The organism is Clostridium sp. CM028 (assembly GCF_030585565.1).
Taxonomy (GTDB): Bacteria; Bacillota; Clostridia; order Clostridiales; family Clostridiaceae; genus Clostridium_AD; species Clostridium_AD estertheticum_B.
In genome coordinates, this window is sequence record NZ_CP077766.1 from 915,272 (window position 1) to 937,196 (window position 21,925).

Consider the following 21,925-nt stretch of genomic DNA (forward strand, 5'->3'; position numbering starts at 1 on the left):
TCTATGTCGTTAAATCAGCTTCGAAGCTGTTAAACTCTTTTAACCACAGCTTTTCTAACAAGCAAATAAACAAAAACCATTGTTATTATAAATAAACATATGAATGTTAATACAGCCATATAAGAGTTTCTCGTGCTTATCCCAAGTATCTTATCAATAAAAATCATTTCCTTTTCTCCAAGGTTAGGATTATTGCATGAAGCTCTTCCATATATAGTAATAGGTATTAAAGAAACTAAAATTTTCATTATTTTATTACACTTATAATATATCATAGTTATTAATAATCCTATTGCAAACGCTACAATGTAACCAGCAAATAAAAATATAACTGTCCCAAATAGTGTTTGCATGCTATTGCTTTGTATCCATACTGTACCTACACGATAAGACTCGTTATAGACCATATCATACATTGTTGGACTTACCATAAATATATTATACACTCTATTTATTATGACATCCAATATTGACATAGCGAGTCCTATTGATAAAATAGCTATTGCTGCAGCTTTAAAATAATCTACCCTAGTAATATTATTAGCTTGGGCAAAATGAAAATTTTCTTTAAAAAAGTTTAACCCTATCACAAATAAAAATACTACAGATGAAAATTCTAATCCTTTTGTATAACCACTTCCTCCATTTGAAAATTTGTTTGTCATTTCTATACATGTTAATGCACCTATGAAAATAGTGTAATAAATTATTATTGGTTTTAGGCTGCTTTTAATATTGTATTTAGCAAGTTTAAAACTTGTCATTATTTTACCCTCCCGTCAGTAGTCAAATTAATAAATAGTTTTTGTAGTTCAACCTTTGAAACTTCTAAATCTAGCTTTTTCTGTTGCCTTTTTTCATCATCTGCATTTTTTCCTATTATAATAGCTGATTTAAAAGATGCTATTCCATCTACACTTACACAATTTTTATCTTCAATATAAGCATCTATATTTTTATTTAATCCAGAAACGCAGTAGCACCCTTTTAATAGTTCTTCTACACTTTCGTCCTTAATTAATTTCCCATCTTTAATAATAACTACCCGCTCTATTAATTGTGCAACTTCTTCTATAATATGAGTAGATAATACAATAGTCTTAGGATTTTCTATATAACTTTCCATAAGTTCTTTATAAAACATCTCTCTATGATTAGCATCTAATCCTAAAACTGGCTCGTCGAACATTAATATTTCGGCACCTGATGCCATGGTATTTATAATTTTACATATGGAGGAATACCCAGTTGAAAGTTCCTTAATCCTTTTATTTATATTTAGTTCAAACTTTTTACAAAGCTCTAATGCATAAGACCTATCAAAGTTTGGATAAAATTCTTTAGTCCAATTAAATAGCTCTTTTACTTTCATAGACTGTGGATATAAGTTTTGCTCTGTCATAAAATGAATTTTCCCTAGACCATTTCCATCCGAGGGCGAGCTATTATTATCTATAGAAATAGTCCCCTCATTCAAGAAAATTCTTTTGTTTATAACGTTTAAAAGAGTTGTCTTACCTGCACCATTTCTTCCTAATAATCCATAAATTTTATTTTCTTCTAATGTTAATGTAATATTATCTAATGCAAAGGTATCCCCATATTTCTTACTTGCATTTAAAACCTTTATTGTGCCCATATTAAATCCCCCCATCAATCATTTTAATAATATCAGTACTTGAAATATCTAATTTTTTAGCTTCCTCTATTAAGACTAATATATAGCTTTCATAAAAATTTTCTTTTCTTTTTTTCATTAACTTTTCTTTACTTCCAGTTACAACAAACATACCAACGCCCCTTTTTTTATATATAATGCCTTCATCTACAAGTAGATTAAATCCTTTTGCTACTGTAGCTGGATTTATTTTATACTTAACAGATATTTCTGTTGTAGATGGAATTGCAGTTTCTTCCTCAAATACCCCCTTAAGAACATTGTTCTCAATAGCTTTAGCAATCTGCATATATATAGGTAGCTCATTATTAAAATCTAATTTCATATTATCACCTTCTTCACTTACTTAGTTAATTACTTATGTAACTAACTATATAACCAAATGACTCCATTGTCAATAGTAAATTGGTTTATTTTAGGTTGAAACTAATAAGCTCACTTAGAAGATCCCCGGGGATATTAATAAATTACGAATATAATTTGTTTTGCTAATAATACATAAAAGACACAACAATACAGTTTTGTATTATTGTGTCTTTTATGTATTATTCATTTTCTAAATTCTTAAAAGTATCACTATTACAGCAAATACCACAACTACATCTAGTATCACCAAATTGTAGAGAATAAGCTTGTGAAAGTTCGATATTTGATTTAGCTACTCCTTTAGCGAAATCCTCATTACTTTGTGATACCATTGCTAGAGCATTGGCTTTTTCTTGAGTATTTATTATGGCACCAGCAGGAACATATCTATTAGCAGGAATTCTTACCCCATCTGTAACAACAGCTGCCAAATCAATGTAACAGCTATCTTCCACAATAGAATTAAAAACAATAGCGTTAAATCCAACAAAAGTATTATTTCCAATAATACATGGACCATGAACTAAAGCTCCATGAGCAATACTAACTTCATTTCCTATATAAATAGAATATTCTTTTTTATTTACAGAGACTTTCATGTTTTTCAACCCATGTAATATTACTCCATCTTGAATATTAGTTTTAGTTCCAATATAAAATGGTGTTCCTTCATCCGCTCTAAGAGTTGTATTACATCCAATTAATACTTTTGCGTCGATTCTTACATCGCCTATAATGCTCGCGAAAGGGCCTATGAAAGCAGTTTTATCAATACTGGGATACATACTAATAGGATTAAAAGACGTAGGTGGATTACTACTAACAAAATATGAATATACATTAGTTGGGCCTACAGGATTATATCTAACAATTTTATATTTACTCATAATATTTCTCCTAAATATTTGATACTATATTATACGTATCCTTTAGAATAATTGTGATAAAGTATTTTATGATGTAATTAGATATATTTATTTTAACCAAATAAAAAACACTAAGTTTATAACTTAGTGTTTTTTTCTTACCTGGCGACAACCTACTCTTCCACAAGGTCACCCCTGCAGTACCATCGGCGCATTGAAGCTTAACCTTCGTGTTCGGTATGGGAACGGGTGTTACCTTCATGCCATAATCACCAGATTGAGAATATAAATATTCTCTGAAAATTGCACAGTGAATTAGTCTTTTCGCTCACGCTCAAAGCCTCGCTTCTTTCTTACGAAAGAAGTATATCGCATTACTTTTAATTATTTATTTAGGTCAAGCCCTCGACTTATTAGTATTAGTCAGCTGAACATGTTACCATGCTTACACCTCTAACCTATCAACCTGGTGGTCTTCCAGGAGTCTTACTAACTTGTGTTAAAAACACGCATTATGGGAAATCTCATCTCAGGGTGGGCTTCACGCTTAGATGCTTTCAGCGTTTATCCCTTCCAAACATAGCTACCCAGCGATGCCACTGGCGTGACAACTGGTGCACCAGAGGTTTGTCCATCCCGGTCCTCTCGTACTAAGGACAGCTCCCTTCAAATTTCCTACGCCCGCGACGGATAGGGACCGAACTGTCTCACGACGTTCTGAACCCAGCTCGCGTGCCGCTTTAATGGGCGAACAGCCCAACCCTTGGGACCTACTTCAGCCCCAGGATGCGACGAGCCGACATCGAGGTGCCAAACCTCCCCGTCGATGTGGACTCTTGGGGGAGATCAGCCTGTTATCCCCGAGGTAGCTTTTATCCGTTGAGCGATGGCCCTCCCACGAGGTACCACCGGATCACTAAGCCCGACTTTCGTCCCTGCTCCACTTGTAAGTGTCGCAGTCAGGCTCCCTTCTGCCTTTGCACTCTTCGCGCGATTTCCAACCGCGCTGAGGGAACCTTTGGGCGCCTCCGTTACTTTTTTGGAGGCGACCGCCCCAGTCAAACTGCCCACCTAACAATGTCCTGTGACCAGATTCATGGCCTCCAGTTAGAACCTCAGTACTGTCAGGGTGGTATCCCAAGGATGACTCCACACAGGCTGACGCCCATGTTTCTCAGTCTCCCACCTATCCTGTACAGACAATACCGAAATTCAATGCTAAGCTACAGTAAAGCTCTACGGGGTCTTTCCGTCCAATCGCGGGTAGCAAGCATCTTCACTTGCACTACAATTTCGCCGGATGTGTTGTTGAGACAGTGCCCAAATCATTACGCCATTCGTGCGGGTCGGAACTTACCCGACAAGGAATTTCGCTACCTTAGGACCGTTATAGTTACGGCCGCCGTTTACTGGGGCTTAAGTTCATAGCTTCGGCGGGAACGAATTCCCGACTAACTAATCCCCTTAACCTTCCAGCACCGGGCAGGCGTCAGCCCCTATACATCAGCTTTCGCTTTAGCAGAGACCTGTGTTTTTGCTAAACAGTTGCTTGGGCCTATTCTCTGCGACCTACTTACGTAGGCACCCCTTCTCCCGAAGTTACGGGGTCAATTTGCCGAGTTCCTTAACAACAATTCTTCCGATGGTCTTAGGATTCTCTCCTCACCTACCTGTGTCGGTTTGCGGTACGGGCACCAATATCCTCGATAGAGACTTTTCTTGGCAGCGTGGAATCAGATACTTCAGGAATAAATTCCCTTCCCCATCACATCTCAGCGTTAAGAGCAAACGGATTTGCCTGTCTGCTCCGCCTAAATGCTTAGACACACATCCAATAGTGTGCACATCTTATCCTCCTGCGTCATCCCATTTCTAATAACGTCCATTGGTGGTATCGGAATATCAACCGATTGTCCATCACCTACGCCTTTCGGCCTCGGCTTAGGTCCCGACTAACCCTGAGAGGACGAGCCTTCCTCAGGAAACCTTAGGTTTTCGACCGTTAAGATTCTCACTTAACTCTCGCTACTCATGCCAACATTCTCACTTCTGTACCGTCCACCACTCCTTACGGTATGACTTCAGCCAGTACAGAAAGCTCCTCTACCGCGTACACAATTGTGTACACCCATAGCTTCGGTGGTAAGTTTTAGCCCCGGACATCTTCGGCGCAGGATCTCTTGACTAGTGAGCTATTACGCACTCTTTAAATGAGTGGCTGCTTCTGAGCCAACATCCTAGTTGTCTTAGAAATCCCACATCCTTTTCCACTTAACTTACACTTTGGGACCTTAGCTGATGGTCTGGGCTGTTTCCCTTTTGACTACGGATCTTATCATTCGCAGTCTGACTGCCGAAATAAAAGTATATGGCATTCGGAGTTTGATAGGGTTCAGTAACTGTTGTCAGCCCCTAGCCCATTCAGTGCTCTACCTCCATTACTCAATTAATCGACGCTAGCCCTAAAGCTATTTCGAGGAGAACCAGCTATCTCCGAGTTCGATTGGAATTTCTCCGCTATCCACAGCTCATCCCATGGTTTTTCAACACCAACGTGGTTCGGACCTCCACGGAATTTTACTTCCGCTTCATCCTGGCCATGGATAGGTCACCCGGTTTCGGGTCTACGACATGCAACTATGCGCCCTATTCAGACTTGGTTTCCCTTCGGCTCCGTACCTTAAGTACTTAACCTTGCTACATATCGTAACTCGTTGGCTCGTTCTACAAAAAGCACGCCGTCACACATATAAAGTGCTTCGACCGGTTGTAGGCACACGGTTTCAGGTTCTATTTCACTCCCCTTCCGGGGTTCTTTTCACCTTTCCCTCACGGTACTTCTTCACTATCGGTCACTAGGTAGTATTTAGCCTTGGGAGGTGGTCCTCCCAGCTTCCCACAAGGTTTCACGTGTCTCGTGGTACTCTGGATTAGATCTGACTGTTTTTCCTTTTCATTTACAGGCCTATTACCTTCTGCGGAGCAGCTTTCCAGCTATCTTCAATTAAGGAATTGCAGTATTTATGATCTATCCTCAACCCCCAGATCAAAGACCTGGGTTTGGGCTCTTTCCCTTTCGCTCGCCGCTACTTAGGAAATCGATGTTTCTTTCTCTTCCTCCGGGTACTTAGATGTTTCAGTTCCCCGGGTCTACCTCTGCATACCTATTTATTCAGTATGCAGTACATAGTTGTTACTATGTGGGTTCCCCCATTCGGAAATCTTTGGATCACAGGCTATTTGCGCCTACCCAAAGCTTATCGCAGCTTAACGCGTCCTTCTTCGGCTCCTAGTGCCAAGGCATTCGCCATGCGCCCTTTGTAGCTTGACCTTGATTCTGTCTATTTACATAGACGGTTATATTAATTTTGCGAAATTGTATTAAATTAATTTATAAACTACTTGCGTAGTTTTAATTTTTTTAAAACAACTTTTTTCACTGTGCAATTTTCAAAGAACATTTTAAGAAAAACTATTCATTATCTAACTCCTAAGAGTTAGATAAAATTAGTCTCTCAAAATTAAACAGAGAACTAGGTACGATTAATTACAATAGATATTTTTGAAGAACAAATTAATATTCTTCTATTGCATCGACCGAAGTCAATACATCTACTCCCTAGAAAGGAGGTGATCCAGCCGCAGGTTCTCCTACGGCTACCTTGTTACGACTTCACCCCAATCATCAATCCCACCTTCGGCCGCTGGCTCCATAAACACCTAAGTGTTAGGTTACCTCACGGACTTCGGGTGTTACCAACTCTCATGGTGTGACGGGCGGTGTGTACAAGGCCCGGGAACGTATTCACCGCGACATGCTGATTCGCGATTACTAGCAACTCCGGCTTCATGTAGGCGAGTTGCAGCCTACAATCCGAACTGGGATGAGTTTTTGAGTTTGGCTCCACCTTGCGGTCTTGCATCTCTTTGTACTCACCATTGTAGCACGTGTGTAGCCCTAGACATAAGGGGCATGATGATTTGACGTCATCCCCACCTTCCTCCCGGTTAACCCGGGCAGTCTCACTAGAGTGCTCAACTTAATGGTAGCAACTAATGATAAGGGTTGCGCTCGTTGCGGGACTTAACCCAACATCTCACGACACGAGCTGACGACAACCATGCACCACCTGTCACCCTGTCCCGAAGGACTTCGCCCATCTCTGGGTTATGCAGGGGATGTCAAGTCTAGGTAAGGTTCTTCGCGTTGCTTCGAATTAAACCACATGCTCCGCTGCTTGTGCGGGCCCCCGTCAATTCCTTTGAGTTTTAATCTTGCGATCGTACTCCCCAGGCGGAATACTTAATGTGTTAACGGCGGCACCGAGGTTCGACCCCCGACACCTAGTATTCATCGTTTACGGCGTGGACTACCAGGGTATCTAATCCTGTTTGCTCCCCACGCTTTCATGCCTCAGCGTCAGTTACAGTCCAGTAAGTCGCCTTCGCCACTGGTGTTCTTCCTAATCTCTACGCATTTCACCGCTACACTAGGAATTCCACTTACCTCTCCTGCACTCTAGACACCCAGTTTCAAATGCAGCACCCAAGTTAAGCTCGGGTATTTCACATCTGACTTAAATGTCCGCCTACGCATCCTTTACGCCCAGTAAATCCGGACAACGCTTGCCACCTACGTATTACCGCGGCTGCTGGCACGTAGTTAGCCGTGGCTTCCTCCTCTGGTACCGTCATTATCGTCCCAGAAGACAGAACTTTACAACCCGAAGGCCTTCATCATTCACGCGGCGTTGCTGCGTCAGGGTTTCCCCCATTGCGCAATATTCCCCACTGCTGCCTCCCGTAGGAGTCTGGACCGTGTCTCAGTTCCAATGTGGCCGATCACCCTCTCAGGTCGGCTACGCATCGTCGCCTTGGTGAGCCGTTACCTCACCAACTAGCTAATGCGCCGCGGGTCCATCTCAAAGTGGAATTTTCCGAAGAAAAATCCTTTGATGTTTCGATCATGCGACCAAAACATATTATGCGGTATTAATCTCCCTTTCGGGAGGCTATTCCCCTCTTTGAGGCAGGTTACCCACGTGTTACTCACCCGTCCGCCGCTAATCCACCCCGAAAGGTTTCATCGCTCGACTTGCATGTGTTAGGCACGCCGCCAGCGTTCGTCCTGAGCCAGGATCAAACTCTCAATTTAAAAGTTTACACTTTTTTAGTTGAAATGATTAATCTGCGACAACTGTTAAGTCGTTTAATCAACAATTAAGTTGATTCGCAAGCTCATTACATACTTTTAGTCTTACGACTAAATTTTACTTTATACTAAAGTAATTAACTGGTTTAACGAAATATTATTTCGCTATCTTTACCTATTTCTCTGTTTAATTTTCAAAGACCAATTTGTTTTGTCATCATGTGACGACTTCTACTATATTACTAGGTATTTCTTGTTTTGTCAATAACTTTTTAAAACTTATTTTCATTTGAAAACATATTAAATAGTTATCAACAGTTAGCTTATCGTGCCACTAGTTTGTGACGACAAGGAGTATTTTATCACATAAATAAGAGCATAATTTCACAACATAGGTACCCTAGCTAGATTATATTCATATTTCTACATATTAGTCTAAATAATTCAATATTTCGCATCCTGATACGCATGGCTAAATACTAAAACCACCTCTTTATCTACCATAAAAGAACTTGCGTCATTTGTAGTACTAGCTAAAAAAACCACTACTCCTATAAGTAGTGGGTTACATTAAGGAATATTTTTTCTAATCTTTAAAAGACATAGTCCGTACAATTCTATCAAAGCCAATAATAGTGTTTTGAAAAATGCCTTCTGCTCTATCTTTATACTCTTGCGGGTTAAACATTGAAGGGCTAAAATGTGTTAATAAAAGTTCTTGTACATCTCCACTTAAAGCAAGTTCTGCCGCCTCACTAAAGGTCATATGTTTGTTCCTTATGGCTTTTTCAATATCATTTTCATTACCATAAGTACCTTCACAAATGAACAAGTCACTTCCTTTAATAAAAGTTGTTATTTTAGGAGTTGGTCTTGTATCTGTTATAAAACTAATTTTTATCCCTGTTCTTTCTTTTCCCATCACCATGCTTGGAAAATATGTTTTATCATGTTCATTTATAATCTCATTTTTTTGCAATCTACTCCAAAATCTCTTTGGTATTTCATTTTTAGCTGCACTTCCTACATCAAATTTTGGTTTTCTATTAAAATAGAGGCTATAACCCAAACAATTAGTTGAGTGCTCAAGTTCTAGTGTTGAAATTATTAAATCATTAAATTCTCCTACTGAAGTATTAATACATTTTAATGAAGCTTGTATTTTCACGGGTTCTTGAGGATTTTCTAAGATATTAAGTTCGTAAGGAAGGTAAGGTGCTGCAACCCTTAGCCCTTTCACAATATCAGTAATACCTTTAGGCCCAATTATAGTAATGGGATCAGTTCTACCACTGTTACCAATCGTTGCAAGAATACCTGGAAGTCCTACAATGTGGTCCGCATGTCCATGAGTTATACAAATCACATCTATCGACTTAAACCCCCAGCCAAGTATTTTCATGGATACCTGGGTACCTTCTCCGCAGTCAATAAGTATTTTTCTTCCTTTATAGTTTATGAGAAGTGAAGATAAATATCTTTCGGGAATTGGCATTCCCCCTCCACATCCTAGCAGTGCTAAATCAACCAATTAAATCACCTCATCTATTGTTTCAACATGAAAAATATGCTAAAGTCTCCAAGTTGAATCCTATTATTCCTCTTTACAACTTAATAAGAATATCAATTTCGAACTTAAAATCCACAAAAATATAGGGTATTCCTTATATGATTATATACTATCATAGTCTTCTCATATTCACGGACCTTCATTCAAACTCTTTTATTCTAAACTTATTTATATGTCTATATATGAAGGAATTAATAAAAGTTGTAAGAGCCATTATGAAAAATAATAAGAAAATTACAAAGAAAGGTGTTCATATATAATACAAAACACATCCAAGCTATAGAATTTCAAAACTACAATTGGATGTGTTTTTGTGGTATTGAATAACCAAATACAGATGTTCAATACCCCGAGGAAACTATAGGAGACTTTCCTTCTGAAATGTCGTTAAACTTCTTTAACTATCTCATCGTAGCCTCTTCTATATGCCCTTGGATAAAGTGTCTTACTTTCATCTAAGTATCCAAGTGAGATTAGCATTACTACTGTCTTATTCTCATCAAGTCCAAATTCTTTTCTCACACCCTCAAAATCCACGCCACTCATTGGATGAGAATCTACTCCAAGGTTCTTAGCTGCATACATTATAGACATTGCTAGAAGTCCTGCATTACTCTCAGCGAACTTTAATTTATTTTCCTCTGATGTACCATATAAACTATGTGCAAACCCTTGTGTACCTGCTAATTTTTCTTTATCACCACCAAATAGATTTAACATATCCTTCCATGTAGGATTTGTTTCATTATATCCAGTTTTATTACCTACAATTATTAGGGTCACTGGAGCCTCTAATATCTTAGGCTGACTACTTGAAAGTTTATACAATTTCTCTTTAGCTTCTTTAGATTTCACTGCTATAATTTCCCAAGGTTGAAGGTTAAATGCTGATGGAGCTAATACCGCAAGGTTAATTATATCCTTTAGTATTCCCTCTTCAAGACCTTTATTTACATCAAAAAAATTAATAGCTCTTCTATTTTCAAAAACTTCTTTTAAATTCATTTAAATACACCCCTTAATTTCCTTTTTTAAGATTATTCGTTACTAATTATTATTACTTAATTTATATTATTATACCGATAGTTTACTGATTATGTCAAGCATATATTGAAATTATTAATTTCTTTAATACTAAAAAATCGTTTAACTTTGATATTATGCTCGCATTCTATTCATATATCCTTTGAGTCCATAAAAAGTACCTATAGCTAATTCGCTATAGGTACCAGTTTATTTAATCTACTTAGGCATCTTTGACTTGTTATTTTGTTTCAGGAGCCTTAAATATATTCAATACTGAGCTAAGTGATTCACGGAGATTATCATCCCTTAGCATAGTCATAGCTGAATCAATTACTACACGGGTATCATATTGGCCCTTGTAAATAGGAGTAACCTCTTTATCTAACTTGAGAAGAGAATAAACTGCTGTTTGTGCTGATCTAACCGAGTAATCAACTGTAAAAACAACATCGTCAGGCATTTCACAGAATTGTCCAATAAATGCTAAATTAGTTGATCCTATTGGTACAACCGCAGGCCTATCTCCCATTGTTCTAGGTAAAAATTGACTTGTTATAAAAGGCATTATACATGGTATACATGTAGATGTTTTAAGAATTAAAGGCATTTCTTCTTTCAAAGCAAGATGGCAACATAATTCTGTTAATATCTCTTCACCAGTACATTCAGACATCTTTTTTTGCACATAGTTACCTTTTTTATTTGGAGACAAGCAATAGCCCCAACATATATTAACATTTTCAGGTTGATTATTATAATATGGTTGATGAGGTAAAACAACTGACATAAGCCAATTGGAGTCCTTGAAAGTAAATACAGAATTTTCATTAAAACTCTCCATTAATCTGAAAAATGTTGGATCTCTAAAAGTAACTGTGAATGATTCCCATAGCGATTCATCTATATGATCATCAAAAACGGATGGCTTACCAAACTCAGGTCTATTTTTCGCTATATTTTCCCAAAGTTTCCACGAGCCTCCTAAGCTCTTAGCTTCAACCTTAGGTACAGTTGACATTGATCCAAGGCTTGATCCTGCCGTCATAGATCCAATGGTTGCAAGAACATAGTCCCCGTTTTCAATGTGAATACTTTTTGGTTTTCCATTACTAGTATAATGAATACGTTCTACAGTTTTTTCATTTTCAGAAGTTTTAAAATCTAGATTAGTGACTTCACAATTCATTTCAAAGTGGACGCCTTGTTCTTTTAGCCATTTAACTATTGGCAAAACCATAGAATCATATTGATTGTACGGCGTGCGACGGACACCAGATAAAGTGTTAATACGAGGCAACTCATGAATAAATCTATGAAGATATCTCTTAAATTCTACTGCACTATGCCATGGTTGAAACGCAAAAGTTGTGCACCACATAAACCAAAATTTACTTTTGAAAAATGAATCTCCAAAACAATCTTTTACCCTACTTGTTCCAAGTGATTCCTCAGATTGAGCCATAATTTTAATTAAATCCAATCTATTCTGTTGATTAAATCCAAGAGAAGATACATCAATTACCTCTTTATTTTCACCAACTAATCTAGCTTTAGCGCTGGACTTAAATTTCTTATTGAATTCAACAAATTCATCATATAATGTTTTTTCTGAATCAGTTAATGACGGAATGCTTGATAAAAGATCAAAAGTGGCGGTGTAGGCTTCTTCATCGAACATTCTTCCACCACGATAGACATACCCATTTTCAGCTGAACCTTGGGCATCTAGACTACCACCTGTTATATTAGACTCTTCAAATATTGATATATTCTTTCCAGAAACATGTCCATCTCTAATAAAATAAACAGCACTAGCAAGGGATGCAATTCCACCTCCAACAAGATAAGCTTTTATTTTATAATTATCACCATTAGAAAATTCATTTATATTTTTATAGTTTTGTTCCATTTTCGCCTCCTATTTTTTGGTTTATTCACTAATCCTTTATCATATACTGTATTAAAATCACTTAACGCCTCTTATTACATTCATAGATGGACTTCCACCTTCAAACATGTTTTTTACTCTCAGACCTATAAGTGGATTTAACTCTTCATGTGTTAAGATATAAAATTTTTCTTCTTCAATTGCCTTGAATATAGTTGCCCCAATTGTGTCAATTGGTATACCGCCTTTGATAACCTTATGTTTCTTTTGCTCTTCTTCTTTATATAAATCACTTTGATAATAAGGCTGGCTCATATCATTTTTATAAATATTTGGTCTGTGCCTCTCACAATTATCAAGGTCTGTTTGAATAAATCCTGGACAGAATACTGACATTTTTATTTTGTCCGTTTCGCATTGAAGATCTAAGTAGGTAGATTCAGAAAGACCAACCGCTGCAAATTTCGAAGTATGGTAAGCTGACATTCCATTCAAATCCAAAAGCCCAGCTACAGAAGAAGTATTAACAATATGGCACTCAGTATCCTGTTTTAACATTATTGGAATGAACACTTTTTCACCATGGATAATGCCCCAGACATTAGCTTTCATAACCCATTCCCAATCATTTAAAGATAGTAACCAAGCTGGCCCTGCAACTACGACTCCTGCATTATTAAACAATAAATCTATGTGTTGAAATTTTTCAAGGGCAATCTTCGCTAGCATCTCCATGTCCTCAAATTTCATGACATCCATTTCAACAGCTAATACTTCAGCTCCCTCTGCCTTAAGTTGTTCTTCCGCTCTTTTTAAGTCCCTTCCATCAATATCTGCTATAACTATTTTAATCTCTCTTCGTGCACATTCCTTAGCTATTGCAAATCCTATTCCATTTGCAGCCCCTGTAATAACTGCTACCTTACCTTTAAACTCTTTCATAATATAACTCCTCCTTTTTATACTGTTTTATAGAGTATCTTCCCACCAATCCCATTTTGAATTTGAATATGGTAAATACGCAATTGGATCTACTTCTGCCAAAACTTTACCCCTTAAAAGTACTGAAGTTCCTACAGTGTAAGTGCAACCTAGCATCTTTACAACTTCTAATTCTGCCCAAGGGTCATGTGGTGAGTCTTTCAGATTCATCTCAAATTCTCCAGTTTTAAACACTTTATTATCCATAGTTGCACCTTGCTCTATAAGTAGTGGGCTTAAGTCGAATCCACTGCCATCTGGTGACTTAGAATATTTGAAATTAAATATAGGTAATCCCTCTCCATAATTATCAGCAATTATTTTCTGTCCATCTTCAGCATTACATTTTCCATTAAGATTTGCTTTTACACTAAAGAAGTTTATTCCATTTCGAGATACACTTCCGTAAACAGAGTCTCCATCTTTCTTAAGTTCGATTTCTGCCATCTTCTTTGGAAAACCATAAATTTCTCTGCCAAGCCCCATAGCCATGCCATCACTTATAGGCATTGAAAGACAATACATTCCAATTCGACCATTAAAATCTGCTGGTATAAATAAAGCTGCTTCCTTGTATGGAGGGCAAAAATTTGTTCTAGGATAATTAGCTACAAAAGCATGTACCAAAGGTACTTTTAGAGGCTTTAGAGGTGCTGGAAGTATACGTGCAATAATCTCAGGCTTTGTTTCCCAATAAGCTGTGAGCATCTGAGCATCGTAAAAAGTTGTAGGTTTACTAATATATTTTTTAATATCATTTGGATTTTTTACAAAACTATTCATTAATGATACCTCCCTATATTTTATATTTCAGGTTTATTTTACTAATATTATATCATCGCCATCCTTTCTTTAAACTTATATTTTTATATAAGAATTCTACATTTATAATATAACGCTAATAAAAAAGGTGTTAAACAATCAATTTCCTTAATTTGTATGAAAAACATACACTGTACTCAAAGTGTATGTTTTTTGGCATTAGCGGAAACTAAAAGTTAATTATTCCTTGCTTTATTAAGAAAAATAGCTATAATAGAACTAATTTAATTTTTAAATTACATATATTAATTAATTTGGAGGTATGCATTAATGAAAGATTCAACAAAACATTCCGTGATTATAGGTTTTGCACTATTTGCAATGTTTTTCGGTGCAGGAAACCTAATTTTTCCACCATTCTTAGGAAAAACTGCAGGAAGCGCATTTTTTGCATCCATAATAGGATTTCTCATTACAGGCGTTGGTCTTCCACTAACTGGAGTAATTGCCTGTGCCAAAATTAATGGTACTTACGACAAAATGGCCAATAGAGTAGGTGAAAAATTTGCTATAATAACTGGTGTAGCTTTAATTCTTGTTATCGGTCCGTTATTTGCAATTCCAAGAACCGCTGCATCAACTTTCGAGCTTGGAATACATCCAATATTTCCATCTGTGCCACAAAACATAGTAGTTATATTGTATTTTGCAATAACACTTGCCTTTGTGCTTAAACCTTCTTCAATAATTGATAATATAGGTAAAATACTTACCCCCGCACTTTTATTAATGCTAGCTATAATTATATTTAAAGGAATAATAGATCCTATTGGACCAGTTGTAGCTACATCTTATAAAAGTGGATTCTCAAAAGCTTTAATAGAAGGTTATCAAACAATGGATGCTATGGCTTCTGTTATATTTGCAGGAATAATTATTTCATCTGTTAGAGCAAAAGGTTATAAAAATACAAAAGATATAATGAATATGACTATAAAATCAGCACTAGTTGCTGTAGCGGGTTTAACCTTTGTATATGCTGGACTTATGTATCTCGGAACACAAACAAGTACTTTGTTCCCCGCAGATATATCTAGAACTAAGCTAGTTACAGAGCTTGTTAAGTTAGACCTAGGTAGCGTTGGTGCAGTTATTCTTAGTTTATGTGTTGCTCTTGCATGCTTAACAACCGCTATAGGGTTACTCGCAAGTGGAGCAACATTCTTTGCTAATCTTTCAAATAATAAAGTATCTTACAAGACTGCTGCTGTTATTATGGCTGTAGTAAGTGGATTAATAGCTACGAAAGACGTTGATAGTATAATTACATTGGCAGGGCCTGTTTTACAAATTTTATATCCAATTGTAATTGTTCTAATAGTTATTACATTGCTTGGAGATATTGTGAAGAGTAATACGGCTGTTGCTATAACTACATACACAGCGCTAATTATAAGTATTTTAGATACTATAAATAGTATCTACGCAAATAGCATTGGATTTATTAAATTTATTCCTCTATCAAGTGTTGGATTCTCATGGCTTATACCTGCTTTAATAGCTTTTGTAATTTCTAATATTTTAATTAAACCAAAAGAAGTTATAAATGAAGATGGAGCTACTTCAATTTTTGAAGGGTAAGTTAATGTAATACTGTTGATTCATAATTAATATTGTTAGGATAAAAAGCCACCTTTATATGAGAGGCCACTGAAAAACTATATGAAAAATCGTCATCTAATTAAAGATGGCGATTTTTTTATATAAAAGACTAAAAAACAAAAAGGAATTTTAAAAGATATGTCGAATTAGTATAGTAGAATAAAATAAAAGGGGCTAAACTATTATGCTAAAAGGACAATTGGAAATAAAAATAAATACATACCATAGCTTATATTCGTTAATTATTCCGAAAGATAACATTTTAAAGCAAATTAATGACCTTGTTGACTTTTCATTTGTTTATGACGAATTGATGATTAACTATAGTTCATCTATGGGTAGAGGTGCTATTAACCCCATAATGCTATTTAAATATTTACTTTTGAAAGTAATATATGAATTGTCTGATGAAGATGTTGTTGAAAGAACTCTTTATGACATGTCCTTTAAATATTTTCTAAATTTAGCCCCAGAAGAAACAAATTTAATAAACTCAAGTACACTAACTAAATTTAGAAAGCTTCGCCTTAAAGACATGAATTTATTGGATTTATTAATAAACAAGACTGTAGAACTTGCTATAAAAGAGGGGGTTTTAAAAAGTAAAGCAATAATAGTTGATGCTACGCATACCAAGTCACGTTATAACCAAAAGTCAGCAAGCGAGGAATTATTGAAACGTGCAAAAAACTTAAGAAAAACATTGTACGGAGTACATCCTGGTATTAAAGAAGAGTTACCTAATAAAGTTACAACTGGAGTACTTGAAGATATTCTTGAGTACTGCAAATTATTAATTGATACCATAAACGAGAAGCCAGAAACTGCAGCAAATCCAGCTGTGAAAACTAAATTAAACTACTTAATGGAAGCTATTAATGATGACTTAGAAAATCTAAAAATATCAAAAGATGAGGATGCAAAAGTGGGGCATAAAACTGAGGATAGTTCTTTTTTTGGATATAAATCACACCTTGCTATGAGTGAAGAACGTTTAATTACAGCAGCTGTTATTACAACTGGCGAAAAAAGTGATGGAAAGGAGCTCATAACCTTAATAGAAAAAAGCCGTGAGGCTGGTATAGATGTAAATGAAGTAATTGGAGATACAGCTTATTCTGAAAAGAAAAACCTAGAATATACAAAAGAAAATAAAATTGCATTAATTTCAAGACTAAATCCTGTAATTTCACAAGGAATGCGAAAAAAAGAAGATGAATTTGAGTTTAATAAAGATGCTGGTTTATTTGTATGTCCGGCAGGTCATATGGCTATTAAAAAAGCAAAACAGGGAAAGAAGAATGTTGGTAAAAATCAAGTGCTAACCTACTATTTTAATGTAGAAAAGTGTAAAAATTGTGTTCATAAAGATGGGTGTTATAAAGAAGGCGCTAAATCTAAAACTTATTCAGTTTCAATAAAGTCAAATACTCACAAAGATCAAATAGAGTTCGAAAAAAGTGAATATTTTAAAAAACGAGCTAGGGAACGTTATATGATAGAGGCTAAAAACAGTGAACTTAAGCACCAACATAGCTATGATGTAGCAATATCGTCAGGCTTAATTAGCATGCAAATGCAAGGTGCATTATCAATCTTCACTGTGAATCTAAAGAGAATAATTAAGTTGAAAAGCATGAAATAGGGCTTTTAAAACTTAATTATAAAATAAAAAGCATGAGATATCCAAAATATGAATATCTCATGCTTTTTCTATTCAAGCTTGAAAACTCTACTAAATAAAGAGTGCTTTTTTCAGCGGCCTCTTATATGAAGGTGGCTTTTTATCCTAAAATATAGTTTCTCAACGACTCCAACTAGCTTTTTATGAGCTAAAGTCTCTATTGCAGATGACAGAAAAAGAATTGATATTTTACTTGAACATTACTTTAATTTATTATTGCAGAATGAGGCTTATGAATTATAATTTGCTAATTTAGGTAGTAATTCTTGTTTTGTCTATTAAAATAAAAAGTATTCGAACATGGAATTTGAATTTTGGAATACTTGTGTATTTTTAAATGCGCCATCACTTTTACATTCACCCCTTTTATGCTAAACTTATTTAGAGGTGTTTTATATGAAGAAATTAATAAAAGTTGTAGGAGCTATTATCGAAAATAAAGAGAATGAAATCTTATGCGCTCTTCGGTCTCCAATAATGGCTCTTCCAAACATGTGGGAGTTTGCTGGCGGTAAGATAGAGTGTGGTGAAACTTTAAAAGAAGCTATTGAAAGAGAAATAAAAGAAGAGCTATCATGCGATGTTGAATTCATTGATATATTTAATGATAACACTCACGAATACGATAAATTCATAGTAAATTTAATTACTGTTAGGTGCCGCATAGCATCTGGTACCCCCACTGCGAGTGAACATTCAAAATTGATATGGTTACATAGAGATAATTTACTTTCTCTAAAATGGGCTCCAGCAGATATGAATGCTGTAAATCAGCTTGCACTAGAAAAGGTATAGCAAAAATTTTGCTATACCTTTTTTATGAATTCTGTATACAAACCTGCTGGCATTTCATTTTCTAATTTCATTTTAACAGTTATAGGTTTCTCTCCTTCATACTCTATTACATCACCTTTGCCTATGTAAATGTAAGGCTCGGAGGCTCCATCAATTTGCTTATACTTTCTTACAAAAATATGAAGGTTAATTCCTCTTTGTTTATTAAAAATAATATTTTGTCCTCTTTCTGAACTTTGAGCTGTACTATTTGGACTTTGCCATTGAAAATATTTGCTGCCTTTAAATTTATCTTTATAATTTATACTTTCTTTAACATCTTCGTCCTTATGTAAATCTATAAAAAGAAAATATTCTTGACCGTTTGCTATAAGTCCACTCCCTCTAAAGGAGCTATGAATTTTAGTATAATTAGAAAGTAGTGCTGCATCTGTCATTTGATACTGTTCGTATAACTTAAAGAATGGCACTCCATAATACTTACTTTCAAACTCTTTTTCATATCTTATATGAGCATAATTTATAACATCTTCAATGTATATTCTATATTTCTTATTATGTATTACCATTTTAAAATCCCATGTACAATTTAGAACGTCACCATTAAGCTCAAAACATTTAATATTGTTTTTAACTTGAGCTGAATCATAATAGTTTTGATTTAAACACTGGAAAGCATGAATAATACTATTATCATCTACAAACTCAATATACTTTAATATTTCATTTTTAGCTTGATTTAAGCATATTTCTTCATGGCTTAGTAAATATTTAATTATACTAAATTCATATACTCTTTTTATAGGCAATCTTGTTGAAAGTTCTTTAAGGATTTTGAAGAAAACATCCTCTTCTAATAGTTTTTTTAAAGCTTCATCATTCTCCATCTTTGCCACAAACCCAATATAAGTTTTTTCCTTATTTAAAAATCTTAAAGGATTTGGAGCTCCATCATACTTTATATAATCCATAAGAAAATAAGGAGTCTTTCCAGAATTCATCATCTTAAATTCTAAATATTCTTCCTTTAAGTATTTCATGGAATTAAAATTTTCTTCAGTTAACTGTTCTAATATTCTTTCCTGAGCAATTCTATCCATTTGAATATTTGAACATCCAGGTATATTACCAAATTGAGTTGCAACAGCTACCTTTAAACTATCTTTATCATAATATCTTGCACCATTTAGAGCTAATGCTATTAAAAATACTTTTTTATGATTTCCTATAAAATCTAGTACAGTTAAAAAAGATTTTTCTTTATGATTTCTAAGTCCACGACCCAGCTGTTGTATAAATATTATGGGAGAGTTAGTTGGTCTAAGCATTAAGACTAAATTAATAGCTGGTATATCCACGCCTTCATTAAAAATATCTACAGTAAATATAACTTCTAAGTCATCCTCATCTGCTTCTAATTTCTTTATGTAATGTTCTCTTTCATCAGCAGAATTCTTTCCTGTTAAACAGGTACTTCTTATCCCTCTTTTGTTAAATTCAGCTGCCATATACTGCGCATGATCAATACTGGCACAGAACCCTATCCCTTTACGTTTCTCTCCATCATAACCGTAAAATTCCATCTTATCGATAATAAAGTCAACTCTCTCATTAACCTTTAATCTCTTAACTATTTCATCTATATCCTGAAGATTTACATCACTTAAGTCAATACCCTCAATATCAGATATACCAAAATAGTGAAAAGGAATAATTAGTTCTAGCTCCAAAGCTTCCCTAAGTCTCACTTCTAAGGCCACATTATTATCAAAAATATCGAATATATTTCCTCCATCACATCTTTCTGGCGTTGCAGTCATCCCAAGCAAAAACTTTGGTTTAAAATATTCCATAACTTTTTCATAAGATTGGCTCGAAGCGTGATGAGCCTCATCTATAATCATGTATTCAAACTCATCATGCTTAAAATCCCCAAGATTATTATTCATTGATTGTATAGTTGAAAATAAATAATCTACGTTTAATTCCTTACTTGTACCAGTTAAAAGCCCTGTGGTTTTATCTTTATTCTTAACGAGCTTCTTAAAAGCACTCTCTGCATCTCTTAATATTTCTTCCCTATGAGCTAAGAAAAGCAACTTTTCAGGTTTATAGCTAACAGCATCAAATGCTGACATATAGGTTTTCCCTGTAGCAGTAGCAGCAATAACTAATGCTTTATCTTCACCAGAAGCTCTTAATCTATGTAAATTCTCCATAGCTTTCTTTTGCATAAAATTGGGTTTAATTAATTCATAGCTGCTAAAATCCAAGCTATTGTTTTGTTGAGTTTTTTTTATTTGCTTTAGAAAATCACTGTATCTATTAATAAATTCATCATCAACAATAGAAGTTGTTTCCCACAAACTTAAATACTCCTCCAAAACCTCGCGGGTAAAGCTATCATCCTTTTTAGAAATAACTTTAATATTCCACTCTACATTACTTTTTAAAGCTCTCTGAGTTATATTAGAAGATCCTATAATTATTTTATACTCATCTTTGTTTTCAAAAATATAGGCTTTAGTATGAAAACCCTTTTTATTAGTAGCAACAAAAATCTTTAAATCAATATTATTAAACTTATTTATCCTCTCAAGTGCCTTTGGTTCAGTAAAATTAAGGTATGTAGATGTTAATATTTTACCCTCCACGCCTTTTTCCTCAAGTTCCTTAAAAGTGTCTAATAAAAGCTGAAGTCCACTAAAATTAATGAATGCTACACTAAAATAAAACTTTTCACACTCATTTAAGCACCTCTTAAGCTCATCTAATAGATTTCCTTTTTCTGAATTCACTATTAACTTATTATTTAATAGAAATTCGGTGTTTTCTATTTCTTTATATTCAATATCAACAGGATTAAGTTGTTGATATTCTTTAATATCTATTTTATCAAATGTTAAATTCATTTTATCCCCCATAATTTCGTATGTAACTCAAGAAAATATGTACACCATCTTAGACTATTATTTCCCCAATATACCAGCGCTAATATACAATAAAATTACTATCCATCTCTAAAAGCTGTTAAAATTGTTAGTTTTCTCATATGAATTTTGTTAATAATTTTATCTATTTTTCAGAAATTGTTTCGTTCATATCTTCATTATAAATTTATCTATTTAAAGCCTACCTGTATCCTATTATTAATAAGTCTATACTTTTCTGATTTTGATCCGATAGAAATACTCCCATTTTCGCCTAACACTTCACTTTTCCAATTATCACATAAATTTTTAATTAATTCTACATTCTTTGACATGATTATCACCCCACTTATAGCATATTATACCATTATAAAGGTTAAATCATTTACATTTTTACAACTCAATCACAAATAACATCAATTTCATTAATTTCATACATTAAATCAGGATTATTATCTATACTGTTTTTCATTTGAACAGCGGTTTCTATATGCAAGAAATAATTTATTGTATTAAATTCATCATAACTGCTATCCTTTTCTCGATATACTTTCATTTTTTATAC

At 34.8% G+C, this 21,925-nt stretch carries 15 protein-coding genes and 3 rRNA genes; 3 read left to right on the forward strand and 15 right to left on the reverse strand.

Annotated features, from left to right (window positions below; translation table 11 throughout):
* Nucleotides 1–29 precede the first annotated feature (29 nt).
* From KTC94_RS04395 to KTC94_RS04450, 12 genes are all read right to left on the reverse strand, one after another.
* Nucleotides 30–764 (reverse strand): hypothetical protein, encoded by a 735-nt coding sequence (locus tag KTC94_RS04395; protein ID WP_220287853.1) that lies wholly within the window; start codon nucleotides 762–764, stop codon nucleotides 30–32.
* On the reverse strand, nucleotides 764–1,639 hold the full coding sequence (locus KTC94_RS04400; protein WP_220287851.1) for an ABC transporter ATP-binding protein: 876 nt from the start codon (nucleotides 1,637–1,639) through the stop codon (nucleotides 764–766). The genes KTC94_RS04395 and KTC94_RS04400 overlap by 1 nt, the downstream gene beginning before the upstream one ends.
* Before the next feature lies 1 nt (nucleotide 1,640).
* Nucleotides 1,641–2,003, reverse strand: coding sequence for a GntR family transcriptional regulator (locus KTC94_RS04405; protein ID WP_216304564.1), 363 nt, complete (start codon nucleotides 2,001–2,003; stop codon nucleotides 1,641–1,643).
* Nucleotides 2,004–2,223: 220 nt separating this feature from the next.
* The gene (locus tag KTC94_RS04410; RefSeq protein ID WP_216304565.1) at nucleotides 2,224–2,931 is read right to left on the reverse strand and encodes a carbonate dehydratase; all 708 of its coding nucleotides are present in this window, start codon (nucleotides 2,929–2,931) and stop codon (nucleotides 2,224–2,226) included.
* A gap of 139 nt (nucleotides 2,932–3,070) precedes the next feature.
* Nucleotides 3,071–3,187: ribosomal RNA gene (gene rrf, locus KTC94_RS04415) — 5S ribosomal RNA — on the reverse strand.
* A gap of 116 nt (nucleotides 3,188–3,303) precedes the next feature.
* Nucleotides 3,304–6,241, reverse strand: a 23S ribosomal RNA gene (locus KTC94_RS04420).
* A 292-nt stretch (nucleotides 6,242–6,533) separates the two neighbouring features.
* Nucleotides 6,534–8,065 (reverse strand): 16S ribosomal RNA (locus tag KTC94_RS04425).
* Together the 16S, 23S and 5S rRNA genes form the textbook arrangement of a ribosomal RNA operon.
* A 583-nt stretch (nucleotides 8,066–8,648) precedes the next feature.
* Nucleotides 8,649–9,593 (reverse strand): ribonuclease Z, encoded by a 945-nt coding sequence (locus KTC94_RS04430; protein WP_220320568.1) that lies wholly within the window; start codon nucleotides 9,591–9,593, stop codon nucleotides 8,649–8,651.
* Between the two features lie 426 nt (nucleotides 9,594–10,019).
* The gene (locus KTC94_RS04435) at nucleotides 10,020–10,637 is read right to left on the reverse strand and encodes a nitroreductase family protein (RefSeq protein WP_220320567.1); all 618 of its coding nucleotides are present in this window, start codon (nucleotides 10,635–10,637) and stop codon (nucleotides 10,020–10,022) included.
* A gap of 259 nt (nucleotides 10,638–10,896) precedes the next feature.
* The gene (locus tag KTC94_RS04440; RefSeq protein WP_220320566.1) at nucleotides 10,897–12,567 is read right to left on the reverse strand and encodes an oleate hydratase; all 1,671 of its coding nucleotides are present in this window, start codon (nucleotides 12,565–12,567) and stop codon (nucleotides 10,897–10,899) included.
* Between the two features lie 57 nt (nucleotides 12,568–12,624).
* Entirely contained in the window at nucleotides 12,625–13,488 is an 864-nt protein-coding gene (locus KTC94_RS04445; RefSeq protein WP_220287455.1) for an SDR family NAD(P)-dependent oxidoreductase, read from the reverse strand.
* 27 nt (nucleotides 13,489–13,515) lie between these two features.
* Entirely contained in the window at nucleotides 13,516–14,310 is a 795-nt protein-coding gene (locus KTC94_RS04450; protein WP_216304089.1) for an acetoacetate decarboxylase family protein, read from the reverse strand.
* 309 nt (nucleotides 14,311–14,619) lie between these two features.
* On the opposite strand from KTC94_RS04450, the gene brnQ reads away from it, so the two are divergent.
* The 3 genes from brnQ (at nucleotide 14,620) to KTC94_RS04465 (ending at nucleotide 18,430) form a co-directional block, all read left to right on the forward strand.
* Nucleotides 14,620–15,930, forward strand: coding sequence for a branched-chain amino acid transport system II carrier protein (brnQ, locus tag KTC94_RS04455; RefSeq protein ID WP_220320565.1), 1,311 nt, complete (start codon nucleotides 14,620–14,622; stop codon nucleotides 15,928–15,930).
* Between the two features lie 205 nt (nucleotides 15,931–16,135).
* Entirely contained in the window at nucleotides 16,136–17,596 is a 1,461-nt protein-coding gene (locus KTC94_RS04460; protein ID WP_220287894.1) for an IS1182 family transposase, read from the forward strand.
* Nucleotides 17,597–18,031: 435 nt separating this feature from the next.
* Nucleotides 18,032–18,430, forward strand: a complete 399-nt coding sequence (locus KTC94_RS04465; protein ID WP_220320541.1) for a (deoxy)nucleoside triphosphate pyrophosphohydrolase — start codon at nucleotides 18,032–18,034, stop codon at nucleotides 18,428–18,430.
* Nucleotides 18,431–18,441: 11 nt separating this feature from the next.
* Here KTC94_RS04465 and KTC94_RS04470 read toward each other — a convergent pair whose 3' ends face one another.
* The 3 genes from KTC94_RS04470 to KTC94_RS04480 form a co-directional block, all read right to left on the reverse strand.
* Nucleotides 18,442–21,342, reverse strand: a complete 2,901-nt coding sequence (locus KTC94_RS04470; RefSeq protein ID WP_220320542.1) for a DEAD/DEAH box helicase — start codon at nucleotides 21,340–21,342, stop codon at nucleotides 18,442–18,444.
* Between the two features lie 209 nt (nucleotides 21,343–21,551).
* Nucleotides 21,552–21,695 carry a hypothetical protein gene (locus KTC94_RS04475; RefSeq protein ID WP_220320543.1) on the reverse strand — a complete coding sequence of 48 codons (144 nt, stop codon included), beginning with the start codon at nucleotides 21,693–21,695 and terminating at the stop codon, nucleotides 21,552–21,554.
* Nucleotides 21,696–21,760: 65 nt separating this feature from the next.
* A complete protein-coding gene (locus tag KTC94_RS04480; RefSeq protein WP_220320544.1) occupies nucleotides 21,761–21,916 on the reverse strand; it encodes a hypothetical protein in 156 nt (51 codons plus the stop codon).
* Nucleotides 21,917–21,925: the final 9 nt, after the last annotated feature.

Coding starts and splice junctions, on each gene's coding strand:
- KTC94_RS04395 (WP_220287853.1), bottom strand. CDS start 764: ATGACAAGTTTTAAACTTGCTAAATACAATATTAAAAGCAGCCTAAAA.
- KTC94_RS04400 (WP_220287851.1), bottom strand. CDS start 1,639: ATGGGCACAATAAAGGTTTTAAATGCAAGTAAGAAATATGGGGATACC.
- KTC94_RS04405 (WP_216304564.1), bottom strand. CDS start 2,003: ATGAAATTAGATTTTAATAATGAGCTACCTATATATATGCAGATTGCT.
- KTC94_RS04410 (WP_216304565.1), bottom strand. CDS start 2,931: ATGAGTAAATATAAAATTGTTAGATATAATCCTGTAGGCCCAACTAAT.
- KTC94_RS04435 (WP_220320567.1), bottom strand. CDS start 10,637: ATGAATTTAAAAGAAGTTTTTGAAAATAGAAGAGCTATTAATTTTTTT.
- KTC94_RS04440 (WP_220320566.1), bottom strand. CDS start 12,567: ATGGAACAAAACTATAAAAATATAAATGAATTTTCTAATGGTGATAAT.
- KTC94_RS04445 (WP_220287455.1), bottom strand. CDS start 13,488: ATGAAAGAGTTTAAAGGTAAGGTAGCAGTTATTACAGGGGCTGCAAAT.
- KTC94_RS04450 (WP_216304089.1), bottom strand. CDS start 14,310: ATGAATAGTTTTGTAAAAAATCCAAATGATATTAAAAAATATATTAGT.
- brnQ (WP_220320565.1), top strand. CDS start 14,620: ATGAAAGATTCAACAAAACATTCCGTGATTATAGGTTTTGCACTATTT.
- KTC94_RS04460 (WP_220287894.1), top strand. CDS start 16,136: ATGCTAAAAGGACAATTGGAAATAAAAATAAATACATACCATAGCTTA.
- KTC94_RS04465 (WP_220320541.1), top strand. CDS start 18,032: ATGAAGAAATTAATAAAAGTTGTAGGAGCTATTATCGAAAATAAAGAG.
- KTC94_RS04470 (WP_220320542.1), bottom strand. CDS start 21,342: ATGAATTTAACATTTGATAAAATAGATATTAAAGAATATCAACAACTT.
- KTC94_RS04475 (WP_220320543.1), bottom strand. CDS start 21,695: ATGTCAAAGAATGTAGAATTAATTAAAAATTTATGTGATAATTGGAAA.
- KTC94_RS04480 (WP_220320544.1), bottom strand. CDS start 21,916: ATGAAAGTATATCGAGAAAAGGATAGCAGTTATGATGAATTTAATACA.